Below are 17,180 nucleotides of genomic sequence, written 5' to 3'. Positions count from 1 at the left end.
CGCTCTCCCTGTACTCACTATGATCTATAACAAATAAAGTGCCTTGCATTCAACGCTAAAAGTGCAAATCTGCTGTCAAACCTTTGCACTTTTATGGCTATCTATTTAGAAAATAATGCGGCTTCCGAGCCCCAAGACCAATGCATTATCCACCACATGGCTTGAACCTGAGTTGATCACATATTGGATGTTGGGACGTAACATTAACCACGGCGTAGCGTTATAGCTATAGTTCAGTTCAATATTGTATTCCGCGCTCGCATCATACTGTGCTTTACCCGCAGTGAATCGCTCATTCAGATGTACTCGATTCACACCCAAACCTAAAATATCCGTCGGATGCTGCTCAAATACCCCAATATATTTCAGCCCCACTTGTTGCGAGTTGTCTACTTTATTGGTGATGTGGTCATGCCATGTAAAGTTGGCAAAACTATGCAAACCTTGGCGCCCTGCACCCGTTGAAGTCAGTTGCTGTTCGATGGCAATCCATCCTGCAAATGTCCGGTCTTCGCCAACCACACCTTTGCCATAAGCCACGTCATATTGGTTATTTGGATCATCTGCGGTGTTATATATCCCACCGACCCGATAACTCCCCACCAAACCATTGAACAGTGCTTTCGGTGTCCAAATCACTTCTACTGGAATAGTCACACCGTCGGCATGTTCTGTGTCTAGGCTCCAACCTTGTCCCTCGGCTTTGCCATTGCCATTATCTGGATTAAATTCGTACACCCCAATTTGCGTTGCCACTTCAGGAGTCACTTGATATTTAATGCGACCGCCCCATTGTGAAACCGGCGTATTCATCCAGATATTGCCCTGCCATTTCCCCATTTGCGCGGCACAAAAGGCATTACTAACAAAATCACAGGCCATCACATCAAAATCAGAACCCAAACCCAGTCGCCCAACTTTGACACTGAGCCCTTGTGCTTTAAAACGCTTTTCAATCGAAAGCTCAGATAAACGGCTGTCTTGGTTTCCACGGCCATAAGTGGCTTGCACATTGGCTAATTGCGGTGCAGAAGGATCTTGCAAATCTCGAATTGAGGTACTTTGTCCTTGACGCGCAGTCGCAACAAAACGAACAGTGACCCCTTCCCAGCCCGCTAGCTTTTCTAAATCAAATTGTGTTCCTAACCAAAACTGCGAAGCGGTACTTGGGCTTGCACCTGCATTGCGACCGCCATCCGCCAAATAGTTGGTATCTGTTAAAGCATTGGCTTCAAACTTAATGCCTTTTTGCGCCAATTCAGTTCGTTTTCCCTGCCAGTCACCAAACAAATACTGGCCATGTACATCCAACATTTGCTCCGCATGACTCACTGTCGCCCAAGCACACATTGCAGTTGCTAATAAAGAGAAAGAAAACTGTCGCATAAAACCTAAGCCCCAAACTAAAATGAAGAACAATCCATTTCATTTAAATGAAAAATTTAATGAAAAGTACATAATTTTTAAACAAAGATCTCAGCAAAATTTTTATCATTAAGTCAAAAAAAAGTTATCAATATCGTCCACAGCTATAAATAGAAGATTGGATTTGGGTGATTCATGCCAGTTTTCACTCGATTCAAGAATGCTATTTAAAGAGGATGATTCCTGATCGCAGCACACAATCCCGCACTTTTGCTTTGTGCAAATGCGCTAAAAGCAAGCCTCTGACTGAAATCACTTGCAATCTTGCGTGTACACCGCAATATTAGCCTCAAGTTTTATCAGCTCATGTTGCCATGCCAGAATTACCCGAAGTTGAAACCACCAAAGCCAGTTTAGCGCCGTTATTAGATCAACAAGTACTCAGTATTGAAGTTCGCCAGTCGAGCCTGCGCTGGCCGATTCCCGCCGATCTCAGCAAACTGGTAGGACAGCGTTTAATTCAACTCAAACGCCGTTCTAAATACATTTTGGCCGTTTTTGAACAAGACACGATGCTTTGGCATTTGGGCATGTCAGGGAGTTTCCGTATTTGTGAGGTCGGTGAAACGCTGCGTAAACACGATCATTTGATTATTCGTTTTGAAGATGTCGAGCTACGCTACCATGATCCGCGCCGCTTCGGCTGTATTTTATGGCTGGATGAATATTCGCAAACCAAGTTAATCGATACCCTTGGGCCTGAACCGCTGAGTGCTGATTTTAACGCTGAATATTTAAGTCAAAAGTTAAAAAGCAAACAGGTCGGCATAAAAGTTGCAGTCATGGATAACCATGTGGTGGTTGGTGTTGGAAATATCTATGCCACAGAGAGTTTGTTTAATTTGGGCATACACCCTGCGCAAGTGGCGTCTAGTTTAACGCCCAGCCAAATTGAAAAATTGGTGGTCGAAATTAAACGTATTTTGCAGCAGGCCATCGATTTAGGTGGTTCTACCCTGCGGGACTATTCCAATGCGATGGGTGAAAATGGTTACTTTCAACAAACCTTATTGGCTTATGGTCGAGCAGGTGAAATGTGTGTGAACTGCGAGACTACGCTTGAAAACATTAAACTGGGACAGCGTGCTTCTGTATTTTGTCCCGAATGCCAACCGCTGAAAAAAGTGCAACCTAAGCCCAAAGCCACAGCTCGAGGAAAAACCAAATGAAAACTGCCATTGTTCGTCATATTTTGGTCAAAGACAAAGACCTCGCTGAACAACTGAAAAAGAAAATCCACGATGGTGCCGATTTCGCCAAAATTGCCAAGCAATATTCCACCTGTAATTCAGCTAAGCGCGGTGGTGAACTGGGTGAAGTCAAAAAAGGCCAACTGGTGCCTGTGATTGATAAATTGGTCTTTAGTGCTGCTGAAAAAGTACTACATGGCCCCATCAAGAGCCAATTTGGTTTTCATTTACTAGAAATTAAATTCCGTATGGATTTTTAAAAGGCTGTGCGGTATGTGATGTGTTTAAGCCTAAACACATCACGAACACTGTATTTGATTAAGCCTCTTTCATCTCATATGTCCAAGCATCAACGCGTTCGCCTGACTCCAACGTCCCTTGTACCCTCACCCGTTGATACTGTATCCCTTCAAACTCATCCAACGCATCCCAATGTTCGGTTAATTTTTTACTGCTAAAAAAATATCCTTCAACTGCTGCTGCTTGCGGATCTAAAACAATGGCGAATAAGCCTTTGTCAGGTCCCCAATCCAAAATATGCACCACGCCATGCACATAGCCTTTTTGCCATGTTCCACCTATACGCTCTAAAAGATGGGCATTTTCATGATTGGGACGAAGTGTCCCATAGACAAATAATTGGTTCATTCGGCATCACCACAGCTATTCAATCAGCGCGCATCATAAAGTCAAAATTGTACAAAAACCAGTCTTTGGATCAGTCTCAGACATAAAAAAACGGCACTTGATGTGCCGTTTTATTTTAACCATTCGATTACTGACGTTTTTTCAATTCATCACGAATTTCACGTAACAACTCGATATCTTCTGGGGTTGCTGCTGGTTCAGGCGCTGCTTCTTCTTGTTTACGGCGCATACGATTAATCATTTTCACCATTAAGAACACCACCCATGCCAAAATGATGAAGTTAATTAAAATCGTAAGGAAGTTACCATAAGTCAGGACGTTTACCCCAGCTTTGGTTAACTCATCTAAAGACTGTAAATTGTTTGGGTTGTCCCCCAAAACAAAGAATTTCTGTGTGAAATCTACACCACCACCAGTCACAACCGTGATCAATGGCATGATGATGTCTTTCACCAATGAATCGACAATTTTACCAAATGCACCACCGATGATTACACCGACAGCCAAATCAATCATGTTGCCTTTTACCGCAAATTCGCGGAATTCTTGAACAATACTCATCTAAATCTCCAGTTATTTTTTGACTTTAATTTATGTGACGAAGTATACATTAATTTTATAGCTTCATTTCCACGTAATTTACTCGGAAATCATCTGCTTTTATATATTGGTTTGCTAATTTTAAACAAAAAAATGCCATCAATAAATTGATGGCATTTTTAAATGTCGCGGCCCTGCATGGGGCAACATCATTTTTAAAACTTATTTACCAGAACGGTTACGTTTACGTTCGTTTTCAGTCAAGTAACGCTTACGGATACGGATTGACTTAGGTGTTACTTCAACTAATTCATCATCTTCAATGAATTCAAGTGCTTGTTCAAGTGTATATTCAACAGCAGGAACAAGAGTCAACGCATCATCAGTACCAGAAGCACGTACGTTTGTTAACTGTTTTGCTTTAGTTGGGTTAACTGTCATGTCATCTGAACGAGAGTTAATACCAATGATCATACCTTCGTAAACTTCTAACTGAGGTTTAGCAAATAGACGACCACGGTCCTGCAATGTAAACAATGCATAGCCAAGGCAAGTACCTTGAACCATAGAAATCAACACACCGTTTTGACGTTTCGCAACAGTACCTTGTTTCATTGGACCGTAATGCGAGAAGCTTGAAGTCATGATTCCTGTACCAGAAGTCATGGTCAAGAATTCAGAACGGAAACCAATTAAGCCACGTGAAGGAACAGTTGCTTCAATACGGATACGGCCTTTACCGTCAACTTCCATATTCGTCATTTCGCCTTTACGGTGACCCATTTGTTCCATTACAGAACCTTGGTGCTGTTCTTCAACGTCAAATGTTACGTTTTCGTATGGCTCTTGCTTTTCGCCATCAACTTCTTTCAAGATTACTTGTGGACGAGATACGCCCATCTCGAAGCCTTCACGACGCATGTTTTCAATAAGAACTGAAAGGTGAAGTTCACCACGACCAGATACTTTGAAACGGTCTGGACTGTCAGTGTCTTCAACACGTAACGCTACGTTATGAATCAATTCGCGGTCTAAACGCTCACGGATGTTACGTGAAGTTACGAATTTACCTTCTTTACCAGCAAACGGTGAGTTGTTTACTTGGAAAGTCATCGTTACTGTAGGCTCATCTACAGACAATGGTGGTAAAGCTTCAACATTTTTCGGATCACAGATTGTGTCAGAGATATGAAGTTCATCAATACCTGTGATACATACGATATCGCCTGCTTGAGCAGAATCAACATCAACACGTTCTAAACCGTGGTAACCCATGATTTTTAAGATACGACCGTTACGAGTCTTACCGTCTTTATCAATTACAGTAACTTGAGTGTTCAGACCAACTGAACCACGTTGAATACGACCAACACCGATAACACCTACGAAGCTGTTATAGTCAAGTGAAGAAATCTGCATTTGGAATGGACCATCAACATCAACTGCTGGTGGCTCAACAATGTCTACGATGGTTTGGAACAATGGAGTCATATCTTCAGCAAGTTCTTCTGGAGATGGACCAGCAACACCACGAAGACCTGAAGCGTAAACAACTGGGAAGTCTAACTGTTCGTCAGAACCACCAAGGTTATCAAACAAATCAAATACTTGGTCAATAACCCAATCTGGACGCGCGCTTGGCTTGTCGACTTTGTTGATGATGACGATTGGCTTCAAACCACGTGCGAACGCTTTTTGCGTTACGAAACGAGTTTGTGGCATTGGACCTTCTTGAGAATCAACAAGAAGAAGTACACAGTCAACCATCGACATTACACGTTCAACTTCACCACCGAAGTCTGCGTGTCCTGGGGTGTCGACGATGTTAATACGGTATTCTGTATTGGTACGTGCATCTAACCATTTGATTGCCGTGTTTTTTGCAAGAATGGTAATACCACGTTCACTTTCAATCGCGCCTGAATCCATGACACGCTCAATCTCGCCTGCACGATCGCCAAGTGCACCTGATTGCTGTAAAAGTTTGTCTACTAGAGTGGTTTTACCGTGGTCAACGTGCGCAATGATGGCAATGTTGCGGAGAGTTTTGATATCTGACATGTAAATTCGATACGCCTAAAGTTTGAGGGCAAATTATACAGAAAAATAATAGAATTTAGTAGTGACAGTTTATTGACAGACTCATTTTTTTTGATAAGTGGTGTGTAATTAATTTTGTAAAGCTGTGTAAAGCGATTAGAATAGCGCCACCTTGCTAACACCCTTTGACATATGTCTGATCAGAAACTCTCTCCCAATCAAACAGATCAACTCGATTTGGTCTATGGTTTAAACGACCGCCCTCGCCCAATCATTGCTTTTCTTGCTGCCTTTCAACATCTCCTTGCAATTATTGTCCCAATTGTTACACCCGGCTTACTGATCTGTTTAGCTTTAGGTGTTTCAAAACAAGACACCAACATGATTTTATCCATGTCTTTGGTCATTTCAGGGATTGCAACCTTCTTACAATGTAAAAAAGTTGGACCTTTTGGTGCAGGCTTATTGATTGTTCAGGGCACCAGTTTTAACTTTATCGGCCCGATTATTGGAATTGGTTCAGCCATGGTGGCTGCAGGGACTCCTGTAGAATCCGTCATGGCTGCAATTTTTGGTGTGGTAATCGCAGGTTCATTTATTGAAATGGGCGTGTCACGCATTCTGCCATGGGTGAAAATGCTCATTACCCCATTAGTTACAGGCATTGTGGTGTTATTGATTGGTTTGACTCTCATTAAAGAAGGTCTAATCAGCATGGGGGGTGGCTATCAAGCCATGTCAAACAATACCTTTGCTAATGCAGACAACTTAATCATGTCCTGTACAGTATTGGCACTGATCATTATATTGAACCGCATTCGTATTACTTGGGTGAAAAGCTCGGCTATTTTAATCGCACTAATTGTCGGTTATGTGTTGGCAGGCTTTATGGGGCATCTCGACTTTTCAGGTCTTCAGGATGCACCTCTGGTTCAAATTCCAACCCCAATGCATTTTGGACTCAGCTTCTCTTGGAGTTTGTTTATTCCAATGGCCTTTATTTACCTTGTGACCTCTTTAGAGGCAATTGGTGATATTACGGCAACCTCTAAACTCTCCAACCAACCTGTCGATGGTGCAACATGGATGGAGCGTATTAAAGGTGGTGTCTTGGTAAATGGTGCAAACTCTTTCCTTGCGGGTATTTTCAACACCTTCCCTAGCTCGGTCTTTGCACAAAACAATGGCGTGATTCAGCTTACTGGTGTTGCGAGCCGTTATGTCGGCATCTGGATTGCTGCGTTATTGGTGATTCTAGGTTTACTCCCTGCTGTTGCAGGTGTGATTCAGGCGGTCCCTCAAGCTGTTTTAGGTGGCGCTGTAATGGTGATGTTTGGAGCTGTAGCAGCTTCTGGAATTAACATTCTGTCAGGTATTCATCTTGACCGCCGCGCACTACTGATTATTGCCATTTCATTGGCACTCGGCTTGGGTGTTGCACAAGTTCCACAAATTTTGGAACACTTACCTGAATTATTCCGTAACATCTTTAGCTCGGGTGTTGCGACAGGTGGTATTGCAGCCTTGTTATTAAATATTATTCTTCCTGAAACGAAGAAATAATTGTTCATTTCAGTATGCACTTTGCCCAGCACTGTCTGGGCATCGTTTTTACAATGGAGTATATAAAATGGATCCACGAAGTGAAGTTGTTCTTCGCCAGCAGGAATTTCTCTCTGGTTCAGTTTTACTGGTCAATGCACCGTGTGACGAATTAAACACACAGCTAATTGGTACTGTAGAACCACATTTTTGGACATGGAATCTTAACGAATTACAATATTTTGAGGCTCAACAAAGCTCAGTACATTTTGGCACAGATTTGCCTGATGTCGCTTTTGATCAAGCCATCGTGTTTGTTCCAAAGTCAAAAGAACTACTCAATTATGTCCTACACCAACTGGTGAGTCGCTTGGCCGTAGGCGCATCAATCTTTTTAGTTGGTGAAAAGAAAGGCGGTGTAGAACGCGCCTCTAAACAGCTACAACCTTTTGGTAAAACCCTCAAATTAGACAGCGCTCGACATTGTCAAATGTGGCAGTTAGTCACCGAAAAAACCGTAACCACAAAACCTTTGGCCGATTGGGCACAACTCTATACAGTGCCAACCCCGAAAGGTGAATTACAGATTTGCGCATTACCGGGTGTGTTTAGTCAAAATCGTCTGGACGTGGGTACAGCCGTGTTATTGCCTCACCTTTCACAGGTCACTTCTGGAAAAATTGCAGACTTTGGCTGTGGTGCAGGCGTGATCAGTGCTTATTTGGCCAAGTTAAATCCGAAAAATCGCATTTTTGCACTGGATGTCGATGCCTTTGCACTGGCTTCAACAAAAATGACTTTTGAGAAAAATAACCTTTTACCAGAACAACTTGAGATTAAGGCGGTACACGGAATTGAGGATGCTCCTCTGTTTTTACACGCAATCGTCAGTAATCCCCCATTCCATCAAGGCATTCATACAGATTACAATGCCAGCGAAAATTTATGCAAAACATCCCGTCGCCATCTTAAATCGGATGGTGAGTTGTGGATTGTTGCCAACCGCTTTCTGAATTATCCATTACTCATTGAGCAAAGTTTTGGCCAATGTACAACCAAAGCCGATCAACAAGGCTTTAAAGTGCTGTTTGCTAGCACACAAAAGAAATCTTAAGGAACAATGATGAGCGAAACGACTCAACCAGCTCAACTCAAGCGGAAGCTTGGAGCTCGCCATCTGAATATGATCGCCATTGGTGGTTCAATTGGTACAGGTTTATTCCTTGCCTCAGGTGCAACCATTGCAAATGCTGGCCCTGGCGGGGCGTTATTGGCCTACTGCTTAATTGGTGTAATGATTTACTTTCTCATGACCAGTCTGGGTGAGTTGGCAACACACAACCCAACATCGGGTGCATTTTTCACCTATGGCACCAAGTATGTTGAAGGCGGTTTTGGTTTCGCCCTTGGCTGGAACTATTGGTATAACTGGGCCATTACGGTTGCATTTGAATTGGTTGCAGTACAATTCATCATGAAATTCTGGTTTCCCGACCTGCCCGGTTTCTACTGGAGTGCTCTCTTCTTAGCTGTTGTCTTTGGGATCAATGCACTGACAGTCAAAGGCTTTGGTGAAAGTGAGTTCTTCTTCTCCTTGGTTAAAGTCCTTGCCATCATTGTGTTTATCATCATTGGTATTTTCATGATCGCTAAAATCATGATGACGCCAGGTGTCGCAACTTTTGCCAACTGGACCAAAGGTGAAGCGCCCTTCGTTGGTGGCTTATCTGCACTGATTGGTGTGGCGATGATTGCAGGGTTCTCGTTCCAAGGTACCGAAATGGTCGGTGTTGCTGCAGGTGAATCAAAAGATCCGCAAAAAACGATTCCGATTGCCATCAAACAGATTTTTTGGCGCATTCTACTGTTTTATGTAGTGTGTATTTTCATTATCGGCACACTCATTTCATATGATGATCCACTTTTGTTACAAGCAGCTTCATCAGAGAATATTGCACTCTCTCCATTTACCTTACTCTATGAAAAAGCTGGTTTTGCCTTTGCTGCCAGCGTGATGAATGCCGTGATTTTAACTGCGATTCTATCGGCAGGTAATTCGGGGATGTATTCGTCAACGCGTATGCTGTTCAATATGGCTCAAAATGGCAGTGCACCTAAAGTGTTTGCCAAATTAGACCCTCGCGGCGTACCTATGAATGCGCTTTATGCGACAACAGCAATTGCTGCACTCTGCTTCTTAACCACCTTTATTGGTGAAGAACAGGTCTTTAATTGGTTGCTCAACATGTCAGGTATGTGTGGCTTTATCGTTTGGTTAGGGATTGCAGTTTCACACTATCGTTTCCGTAAAGGCTATGTTACCCAAGGTCATAAGGTTGAAGACTTAGCTTATCGTGCGAAATTCTTCCCCTTTGCACCGTGGTTTGCCTTTATCCTGTGTGCGATTGTTGTTTTAGGTCAAAACTACCAAGCGGTACTTGATGGCGAATGGCTCTCCGTTTTATCGACCTATATTGGTATTTTCTTATTCTTGGTGATTTGGCTAGGCTATAAATGGAAATACAAAACCAAACTGGTTTCTTATCAAGAGATGGATGTCAGTCCAATGAATCCTGATCGCGAATAAAATCCATTCATAATAAAAGACAGCCTTCGGGCTGTTTTTTTATTGTCATCATTTCATCGTTTATTCATTTACTCAAACCGTAAAACATCAATTAATAACGTAATTTTCAATAAGACAGTTCAATTATTGACGTCACATAAAAGCGATACCTATGATTCGGATCTAGCCTAAAACTAGTTAATATTCTGTAACCAGCATTTGCTCACTTATGTGATGAACAATTTACATACTTGGGCAGTAAAAGGACATACTTGATTTAGCCTCTCAATTCGCACAGTCATTACTTAATATTACGGATCATTGAGTGCTGATCTCTATCAAATTCCTAGACCCTAAATATCAAACCAGAAATCTTATCTCATTGGCAAAATAAATCCTTATAAAACTAAATAACTAGAAATATCCATTCACTCTAAAGGCAAAATTATTATCGATGTCGTGAAGCATGAGTAATAGAAATCCCCCTTTTCATTCTTCTTATATTCATCCTCTAAAATTAAATACTACTAACAGTGTCTTATATCCTATGCGTAAATGACCATGACCACCGTAAGTCTTAACGGCTCTTGCATTGAGCTTATTTTCAACAACACGAGCTAACATAAATTTCATTGGTTTAGACATAAAAAAACGACTCCGAAGAGTCGTTTTTTAGTTAAAACTCAGATTATTGAGCTTGAACTGTACGGCTGCCAGAAATTGTCGCGAATACACGACGGTTCATAGCACGACCTTCTTTAGTGTTGTTGTCAGCAATCGGTTGGTCCCAAGCGAAACCTTGAGTAGACAAACGAGCTGGGTCAACGTTATATTCGTTTACTAGAGACGATTTAACAGAGTTAGCACGAGCTAAAGATAAACGTTCGTTCAATGCACGTGGACCAGTGTTGTCTGTGTGACCTTCAATGCGAGCAGTAGCGTTTGGATATTCAACTAACTTCTCAGCAACTTTAGCGATTTCTGGCTTGTATTGGTCTTTGATGTTTGATTTGTTTGTATCAAAGAACACACGAAGTTCCATGTTAAGGTCTTCAGTTAACTCTTGTGGTTGAACTGGAGCAACTGGCTCAACCGGAGCAACTTCTACTACTGGAGCAGCAGGTTTCAAGTGACCACCAAGAACTACGTTAAGACCAGCAAGTGCTGTGTAGTTCCAGAAATCTTCATCGATGTTGTAAGTAGCACGAGCTTCAGTACGTAGAGACAAAGCATCGTTCAAGCGCCAGAAAGCACCAAAACCAGCATTACCCAAAGTACCTTCGTCATCTTCAGCAGAAACACCAGGAACGTCATAATCGTATTTATAGTGACCAGCACCTAAAAGTACATACGGCTTGATTTTGCTGTCGTAGTTTTTAGTGATCAAATCAGAAGTAGCATAGAAGTTACCGTTGATTTGTGTTTGCTTATACTCAGAACCAGAGATACCAGTATAGTCGATATCACCTTTTACTTGGTTGTATTCAGCTTCGAAGCCTAACCAAGGAGTCAATTCAACACCAAGTGCTGCACCAACGAATAAATCGTCTTGAAGCTCAGGACCATCAGTTAAATGGTTGCTCCAGCTATTGTTGTGTTTACTGTCTTGCCAAGTATAACCAAGCATTAATGGAGTAATAGTTACGCCCGCGTTTGCAGCAGCTAAAGGAGCAGCTACGAGCATTGCTAATGCAATACGACTCATTTTCATGGATTTATCCTCCAGAGATAACAATTGTTTTTCAAGCTTAAGCTTAAAATTATTTAACCATTCTGAGATAGGCTTTTTTATACCCCAGTTTTATTTTTAAGCTATTCGCAATGAATCATACAAACACTTTATTTTTTTTCCAAGTGCTTGATAACTTTAATCAAGTAAATTATTGACAAAATTACTTACAATTTCCGTTGTAATTCGGTAATTTTTTACTCAATTTTTACTTGCGAATAGCTTATTTTCACTTGTCTTACATTTTAACAGCTTTTTAAACAAGTTGAGTACTACTAATTATGTATAAAATTTGTTTGATAAACAAAGCTTTAATAAATAAAAAATAGCTCTACAACAATAAAACTGGATAACCATATGTTTTTTATAAATAAAAAAGGGTTCACTTTATTTGAACTGATGATCACTATTAGCATTATTATGATCATTTGTACAATCGCGCTTCCTCACTTTCATCAGTATATGGCCTCACAAGAGAGAAGCAAGACACTGAATACATTAAGAAATAGTATTCAGGCAGCCAAAAATATAGCCAATCTGCAGCGTCAAAATATCACCATTTGTCCAAGTCAAGACCTCGTTCAATGCCAAAATCATCAATGGAACACAGGCTTTATTGTATTTATCGATAATAATAAAAACCGACGAGTAGATACCAGTGAAACCATTATTCAGACAGAACAACAGCAGCTCAAATATGGCAATCTTGATTGGCGTGGCACCCTCAGTCTTCCATCTTTAAGCTTTAAAGCTGAAAATGGCCTCCCCCTTGGCTCAAATGGAACCTTCTATTACTGCTCTATGCAAAGTCAGGATCACTTTAAACTGGTTATGAGTAGAATGGGGCAGATCCGAACTGAACTCATCAATACCTGTAACTAGACCCATGAGTCCATAATCACGTTTTCAGCTTTTCTCTCTAGCAAATTTGCATATACTGCTTAAGTTTCCAACAAAACGTATAAGTAATTCGGAGTAGAAAATGACAGACATCGTAATTGTGAATGGTGCTCGTACGGCAATGGGCGGTTTTCAAGGCAGTTTAGCAAGTGTAACCGCTCCAGAACTCGGTGCTGTGACGATTAAAGAAGCAATTGCTCGTGCTGGCCTACACGCAAACGATGTAGAAGAAGTCATTATGGGCTGTGTTCTACCTGCGGGATTAAAGCAAGGTCCAGCACGTCAAGCTATGCGCCAAGCAGGTTTACCTGATTCAACAAGTGCTGTGACCATTAATAAATTATGTGGTTCTGGCATGAAAGCGGTAATGCAAGCAGCAGACATGATCAAAGCAGGTTCTGCAAATATCGTGGTTGCAGGTGGTATGGAGTCGATGACCAATGCACCTTATATTTTAACCAAAGCACGCGCGGGCTACCGTATGGGTCATGGCGATGTTAAAGACCACATGTTCCTTGATGGCTTAGAAGATGCAGAAACAGGTCGTTTGATGGGTTCTTTTGCACAAGATATGGCCAATACCCGTGGCTATACGCGTGAGCAAATGGATGCCTTCGCAATCCGCTCTTTAGAACGCGCACAAACAGCAGTCAACGAAGGTTACTTTGCAGATGAAATCGTGCCTGTGACAGTTTCATCTCGCAAAGGTGATGTTGTCGTTGATAAAGATGAGCAACCGTTCAATGCCAATATTGCAAAAATTCCAAGCCTTCGCCCTGCTTTTGCTAAAGATGGCACCATCACTGCAGCAAATGCAAGCTCAATCTCAGATGGCGCATCTGCACTGGTTTTAACGTCAGCAGAAAATGCATCGAACAAAGGTTTAGCACCATTAGCGAAAATTGTAGCTTATGCATCGAATTCACAGCATCCATCAGAGTTTACCATTGCACCAGTCGGTGCAATTGAAAAAGTGCTTAAGAAAACGGGTTGGAATGTGCAGGACGTAGACCTTTGGGAAATCAATGAAGCTTTTGCAATGGTAACCATGTGTCCAATCGATGACTTCAAACTTGATCCTGCAAAAGTGAACATCAATGGTGGAGCCTGCGCACTGGGTCACCCTGTCGGTTCAACCGGTTCACGTATTATCCTGACTTTGATTCATGCGCTTAAACGTACAGGTGGTAAAAAAGGGATTGCAGCACTATGCATCGGCGGTGGTGAAGCGACTGCTGTAGCGATTGAATTACTTTAAGATGCAAGCAACCTGCTTTTATTGACATATTTTATACAATAAAACATAGGATAATTAGCTGATATAAAAGCGACATTTATGAAAATCCCTCGACTGCGAGGGATTTTTTATTACAAGATTGTATTAGGGCCGATCTCAACGACTTGTTAAAATAACGACGAAAAAAACAACAAGGATAAGAAAATGCAACTGAATCACTACCTCAACTTTGATGATCAAACTGAAGCCGCTTTTAATTTTTACAAATCTGTCTTTGGTGGAGAGTTTGCAACGTTCATGCGTTATGGAGACTTACCTTCAGATGAAAGTTCAGTCGCCCTTTCCGAAGCTGACCAACAAAAAATCATGCATGTTTCACTTCCCATCAATGCCAGCACGATTCTGATGGCTTCGGATACCAACGATCAGTTTTGTGCTCAAAGCAATACTGTCTTTACTGTAGGCAACAACCACTATATTTCGATTAACTTAGATGCCCATGAACAAGCCGATGCAAAACGCTTATTTGATGCGCTTTCAGTCAATGGAAAAATAGAGATGCCTCTAGAAAAAACCTTTTGGGGTGCACTCTATGGCGCATTTACCGACCAGTTTGGAATTAAATGGATGGTGAATTGCCAACTAGAAGAAGGATAAAAGCGTCTTCTTTTTAAACATCAATATTTGAAAATTGCGCAATAATAGTGAGCCCCACGGTAATAAAACCGATACCGAGCCATCCAGCCAAATCAATATTCTGTCCTAAGAATGTTTTAGCAAGGAGTGCTGTGGCAATGACACCAATGCCAGACCACAGCACATATAAAATTCCCGCTTGCATAAATTTTAAGGCATAGGCTGCACACGCAAAAGAAATCATATAAAGCACCAGTGCAATGCCTTGATCCAATTTATTGACCAAGCCATTACCTTTTGCGGAATAAAAAGTCGAAAGCACATCTGTAGCAATAGCAATAAGTAGCCAAATGACACCGGGATTAATTTTTGCAAAAAGTGCCATCATGTCCAATCTACCTGCTTCTTTTTCTTCAATTTGTTCATCAAAAATGCTGCGTATAAATACAAAAAAGCTGAACCGAAGTCCAGCTTTTTATTCACTTGAAAATTTAAGCGCCCGTTTGATAACTGGCTTGTGCAACGGCTGTTGATGCTTGATATGGATTTCTAAAATCATTTAAACCCGCAGCAGCTTCAAGAATGTCTTTACCTTCTTTAATCACAAAGGTATCAAAGCCTGAACGTTTCATGTAATTCAAGACATCTTTAAACACATCACCTGTTGCACGTAGTTCACCTTGAAAACCTTGGCGACGTAAGAGCGCTGCAAATGAATAGCCACGACCATCGTTAAAGCCCGCAAAATCAATAAAGATGGCATCTAACTGATCTAAAGGGAACTCATGCGTTTCAGGAGAAGCATCGACTGTAACAAGTAATGCTTTTTTACCTGAAACTTCAGCCAATTGATCTAACTGCTCAACCATTAAAACCACATCACCTTGTGGTAAAACACCCTCTTCACCAATCACTTGGTAAGTGTTGTCTGCAATCGAGCCATCTTTAGAGAGGACTTGTAGTGCTGTATTAAGCATATGCACGCTCCTTAAAGGGTTGAATGCCCACACGGCGATAAGTATCGATGAATTCTTCACCCTCAGCACGAAGGTCAAGATAGGTATTTAAAATTTCTTCAACGATGTCTGGTACCACTTCAGCTGCAAATGATGGGCCTAAAATGTCACCAATCGAAGCATCATGATCGGCATTACCGCCCAAAGTGATTTGGTAGAATTCAGCGCCTTTTTTGTCCACACCTAAAATACCAATATTGCCCACATGGTGATGACCACAGGCATTCATACAACCTGAAATATTCAGATCCAGTTTGCCAAGGTTATAAATGGTATCTAAGTCATCAAAACGGCGTGAAATCGCTTCTGAAATAGGAATTGATTTCGCATTTGCCAGTGAACAGAAGTCACCGCCTGGGCAGCAAATAATGTCGGTTAAGAAACCAATGTGCGCACGCGCCATGTTATTGTTTTCAAGAATCTGCCACAATTCAAATAAATCTTTTTGTGGCACATCTACTAGTGAAATATTTTGCTCATGCGTGGTCCGCAGTTCACCAAAGGTGTATTTGTCTGCAAGGTCTGCAATCAAATTCATCTCTTCCGTGGTCACGTCACCCGGTGCAATACCCGTGCGCTTCAACGAAATTGTTACAATACGATAGCCCTTCACTTTGTGCGCATTGGTATTGATATTGAACCACTGTTTGAATTTGGGATGCGCAGCAAACTGCTCAGAAAAGTCTTCATCTGCATAATCTTGATAATCAAACGGTATAAATTCTTCGTCTAATTTCTGCAAAATTTCAGGCTGAATTTTTAAAGTCTGAATGGTGTGCGCAAACTCAGCTTCGACTTTTTCAGCAAAGACTTGAGGCGTCAACGCTTTCACCAAAATCTTAATACGTGCTTTGTATTTGTTATCACGACGACCGTGTAAGTTATAAACACGCAGCACAGCTTCTAAATAAGCAATCAGGTCTTCACGTGGCAAGAAGTCACGAATGAAACTACCAATCACAGGGGTACGACCTAAGCCACCACCGACTTTAATTTTATAGCCGATCTCACCTGATGCATTTTTAACGATATACACCCCAATATCATGGAATGAGGTCGCTGCACGATCGGTTTCTTCAAGTGCTGATACAGCAATCTTGAACTTACGTGGCAAGAAAGCAAACTCTGGGTGGAAGGTTGACCATTGACGGATCAATTCACACGTTGGACGTGGGTCAGCCACTTCACCTGCAACCACACCAGCATATTGGTCTGTGGTGGTGTTACGAATACAGTTACCCGAAGTTTGGATTGCATGCATTTGTACAGAAGCTAGCTCTTGAAGCATGTCTGGAACATTTTCTAGCGCAGGCCAGTTAAACTGAATATTCTGACGCGTTGAAACGTGTGCATAACCACGGTCAAACTCAGTTGCAAGTTCCGCAACTTTGCGCAATTGCGTTGAGTTCATTAAGCCATAAGGCACAGCAATACGTAACATTGGCGCATAGCGTTGTACATAGAGACCGTTTTGAAGACGTAATGGGCGGTACTCATCTTCAGTGAGTTTTCCAGCTAAATAACGTTCCGTTTGGTCACGGAACTGTGCAACACGTTCATTGATCAGTTGCTGATCGAAATCAGTATATAAATACATGGCGTACAGCTAGTAGTTTCATTATAACGGCTGACAGCATAACGAGATTTAAACTATCAACAAAATGCGTTTTTTACATATTTCATAGCTGTTTTATTGATAAGGATAAGTAG

At 41.6% G+C, this 17,180-nt stretch carries 16 protein-coding genes; 8 read left to right on the top strand and 8 right to left on the bottom strand.

Going from position 1 to position 17,180, the window contains the following annotated elements:
* Window positions 1-105 precede the first annotated feature (105 nt).
* Complete coding sequence (locus AC0KVP_RS03345) at window positions 106-1,386, bottom strand: carbohydrate porin (RefSeq protein ID WP_473338976.1); 1,281 nt, start codon at window positions 1,384-1,386, stop codon at window positions 106-108.
* Between the two features lie 353 nt (window positions 1,387-1,739).
* On the opposite strand from AC0KVP_RS03345, the gene mutM reads away from it, so the two are divergent.
* Window positions 1,740-2,594 (top strand): bifunctional DNA-formamidopyrimidine glycosylase/DNA-(apurinic or apyrimidinic site) lyase, encoded by an 855-nt coding sequence (gene mutM / locus AC0KVP_RS03340; RefSeq protein WP_473338971.1) that lies wholly within the window; start codon window positions 1,740-1,742, stop codon window positions 2,592-2,594.
* The gene (locus AC0KVP_RS03335; RefSeq protein WP_004695176.1) at window positions 2,591-2,875 is read left to right on the top strand and encodes a peptidylprolyl isomerase; all 285 of its coding nucleotides are present in this window, start codon (window positions 2,591-2,593) and stop codon (window positions 2,873-2,875) included. Before mutM ends, AC0KVP_RS03335 begins: the two co-directional genes overlap by 4 nt.
* A gap of 58 nt (window positions 2,876-2,933) precedes the next feature.
* Here AC0KVP_RS03335 and AC0KVP_RS03330 read toward each other — a convergent pair whose 3' ends face one another.
* The 3 genes from AC0KVP_RS03330 to typA all read right to left on the bottom strand — a co-directional run bounded on the left by AC0KVP_RS03330 (window position 2,934) and on the right by typA (window position 5,865).
* Window positions 2,934-3,263: a gamma-glutamylcyclotransferase family protein gene (locus AC0KVP_RS03330; RefSeq protein ID WP_473338967.1), complete on the bottom strand. Its 330-nt coding sequence runs from the start codon at window positions 3,261-3,263 to the stop codon at window positions 2,934-2,936.
* Window positions 3,264-3,390: 127 nt separating this feature from the next.
* Complete coding sequence (mscL, locus tag AC0KVP_RS03325; protein WP_004695171.1) at window positions 3,391-3,825, bottom strand: large conductance mechanosensitive channel protein MscL; 435 nt, start codon at window positions 3,823-3,825, stop codon at window positions 3,391-3,393.
* Between the two features lie 201 nt (window positions 3,826-4,026).
* Window positions 4,027-5,865, bottom strand: a complete 1,839-nt coding sequence (gene typA, locus AC0KVP_RS03320) for a translational GTPase TypA (RefSeq protein WP_473338963.1) — start codon at window positions 5,863-5,865, stop codon at window positions 4,027-4,029.
* A gap of 171 nt (window positions 5,866-6,036) precedes the next feature.
* Between typA and AC0KVP_RS03315 the strand changes: the two genes are divergently transcribed.
* The 3 genes from AC0KVP_RS03315 (at window position 6,037) to AC0KVP_RS03305 (ending at window position 9,973) form a co-directional block, all read left to right on the top strand.
* Window positions 6,037-7,407, top strand: coding sequence for a uracil-xanthine permease family protein (locus AC0KVP_RS03315; RefSeq protein WP_473338961.1), 1,371 nt, complete (start codon window positions 6,037-6,039; stop codon window positions 7,405-7,407).
* A 67-nt stretch (window positions 7,408-7,474) separates the two neighbouring features.
* The gene (locus AC0KVP_RS03310; RefSeq protein WP_473338959.1) at window positions 7,475-8,500 is read left to right on the top strand and encodes a methyltransferase; all 1,026 of its coding nucleotides are present in this window, start codon (window positions 7,475-7,477) and stop codon (window positions 8,498-8,500) included.
* A 9-nt stretch (window positions 8,501-8,509) separates the two neighbouring features.
* Window positions 8,510-9,973 carry an amino acid permease gene (locus AC0KVP_RS03305; protein WP_473340403.1) on the top strand — a complete coding sequence of 488 codons (1,464 nt, stop codon included), beginning with the start codon at window positions 8,510-8,512 and terminating at the stop codon, window positions 9,971-9,973.
* A 667-nt stretch (window positions 9,974-10,640) separates the two neighbouring features.
* Here the strand turns inward: AC0KVP_RS03305 and omp38 are convergent.
* Window positions 10,641-11,663, bottom strand: coding sequence for an outer membrane protein Omp38 (gene omp38 / locus AC0KVP_RS03300; protein WP_473338957.1), 1,023 nt, complete (start codon window positions 11,661-11,663; stop codon window positions 10,641-10,643).
* 375 nt (window positions 11,664-12,038) lie between these two features.
* On the opposite strand from omp38, the gene AC0KVP_RS03295 reads away from it, so the two are divergent.
* The 3 genes from AC0KVP_RS03295 to AC0KVP_RS03285 all read left to right on the top strand — a co-directional run bounded on the left by AC0KVP_RS03295 (window position 12,039) and on the right by AC0KVP_RS03285 (window position 14,475).
* Window positions 12,039-12,563, top strand: a complete 525-nt coding sequence (locus tag AC0KVP_RS03295; RefSeq protein WP_473338955.1) for a GspH/FimT family pseudopilin — start codon at window positions 12,039-12,041, stop codon at window positions 12,561-12,563.
* Between the two features lie 100 nt (window positions 12,564-12,663).
* Window positions 12,664-13,839 carry a thiolase family protein gene (locus AC0KVP_RS03290; RefSeq protein WP_473338953.1) on the top strand — a complete coding sequence of 392 codons (1,176 nt, stop codon included), beginning with the start codon at window positions 12,664-12,666 and terminating at the stop codon, window positions 13,837-13,839.
* Between the two features lie 183 nt (window positions 13,840-14,022).
* The gene (locus tag AC0KVP_RS03285; protein WP_473338951.1) at window positions 14,023-14,475 is read left to right on the top strand and encodes a VOC family protein; all 453 of its coding nucleotides are present in this window, start codon (window positions 14,023-14,025) and stop codon (window positions 14,473-14,475) included.
* A gap of 13 nt (window positions 14,476-14,488) precedes the next feature.
* Here the strand turns inward: AC0KVP_RS03285 and AC0KVP_RS03280 are convergent, their stop codons facing one another.
* The 3 genes from AC0KVP_RS03280 to AC0KVP_RS03270 form a co-directional block, all read right to left on the bottom strand.
* Window positions 14,489-14,842: a DMT family transporter gene (locus AC0KVP_RS03280; protein WP_087528269.1), complete on the bottom strand. Its 354-nt coding sequence runs from the start codon at window positions 14,840-14,842 to the stop codon at window positions 14,489-14,491.
* 103 nt (window positions 14,843-14,945) lie between these two features.
* On the bottom strand, window positions 14,946-15,431 hold the full coding sequence (locus tag AC0KVP_RS03275) for a DUF934 domain-containing protein (RefSeq protein WP_473338949.1): 486 nt from the start codon (window positions 15,429-15,431) through the stop codon (window positions 14,946-14,948).
* On the bottom strand, window positions 15,424-17,067 hold the full coding sequence (locus AC0KVP_RS03270; RefSeq protein WP_473338947.1) for a nitrite/sulfite reductase: 1,644 nt from the start codon (window positions 17,065-17,067) through the stop codon (window positions 15,424-15,426). Before AC0KVP_RS03270 ends, AC0KVP_RS03275 begins: the two co-directional genes overlap by 8 nt.
* Between the last annotated feature and the right edge of the window lie 113 nt (window positions 17,068-17,180).

The sequence above is a fragment of the Acinetobacter sp. DL27 genome (genome assembly GCF_055810995.1).
This window is presented reverse-complemented; position numbering and strand designations above follow the sequence as displayed.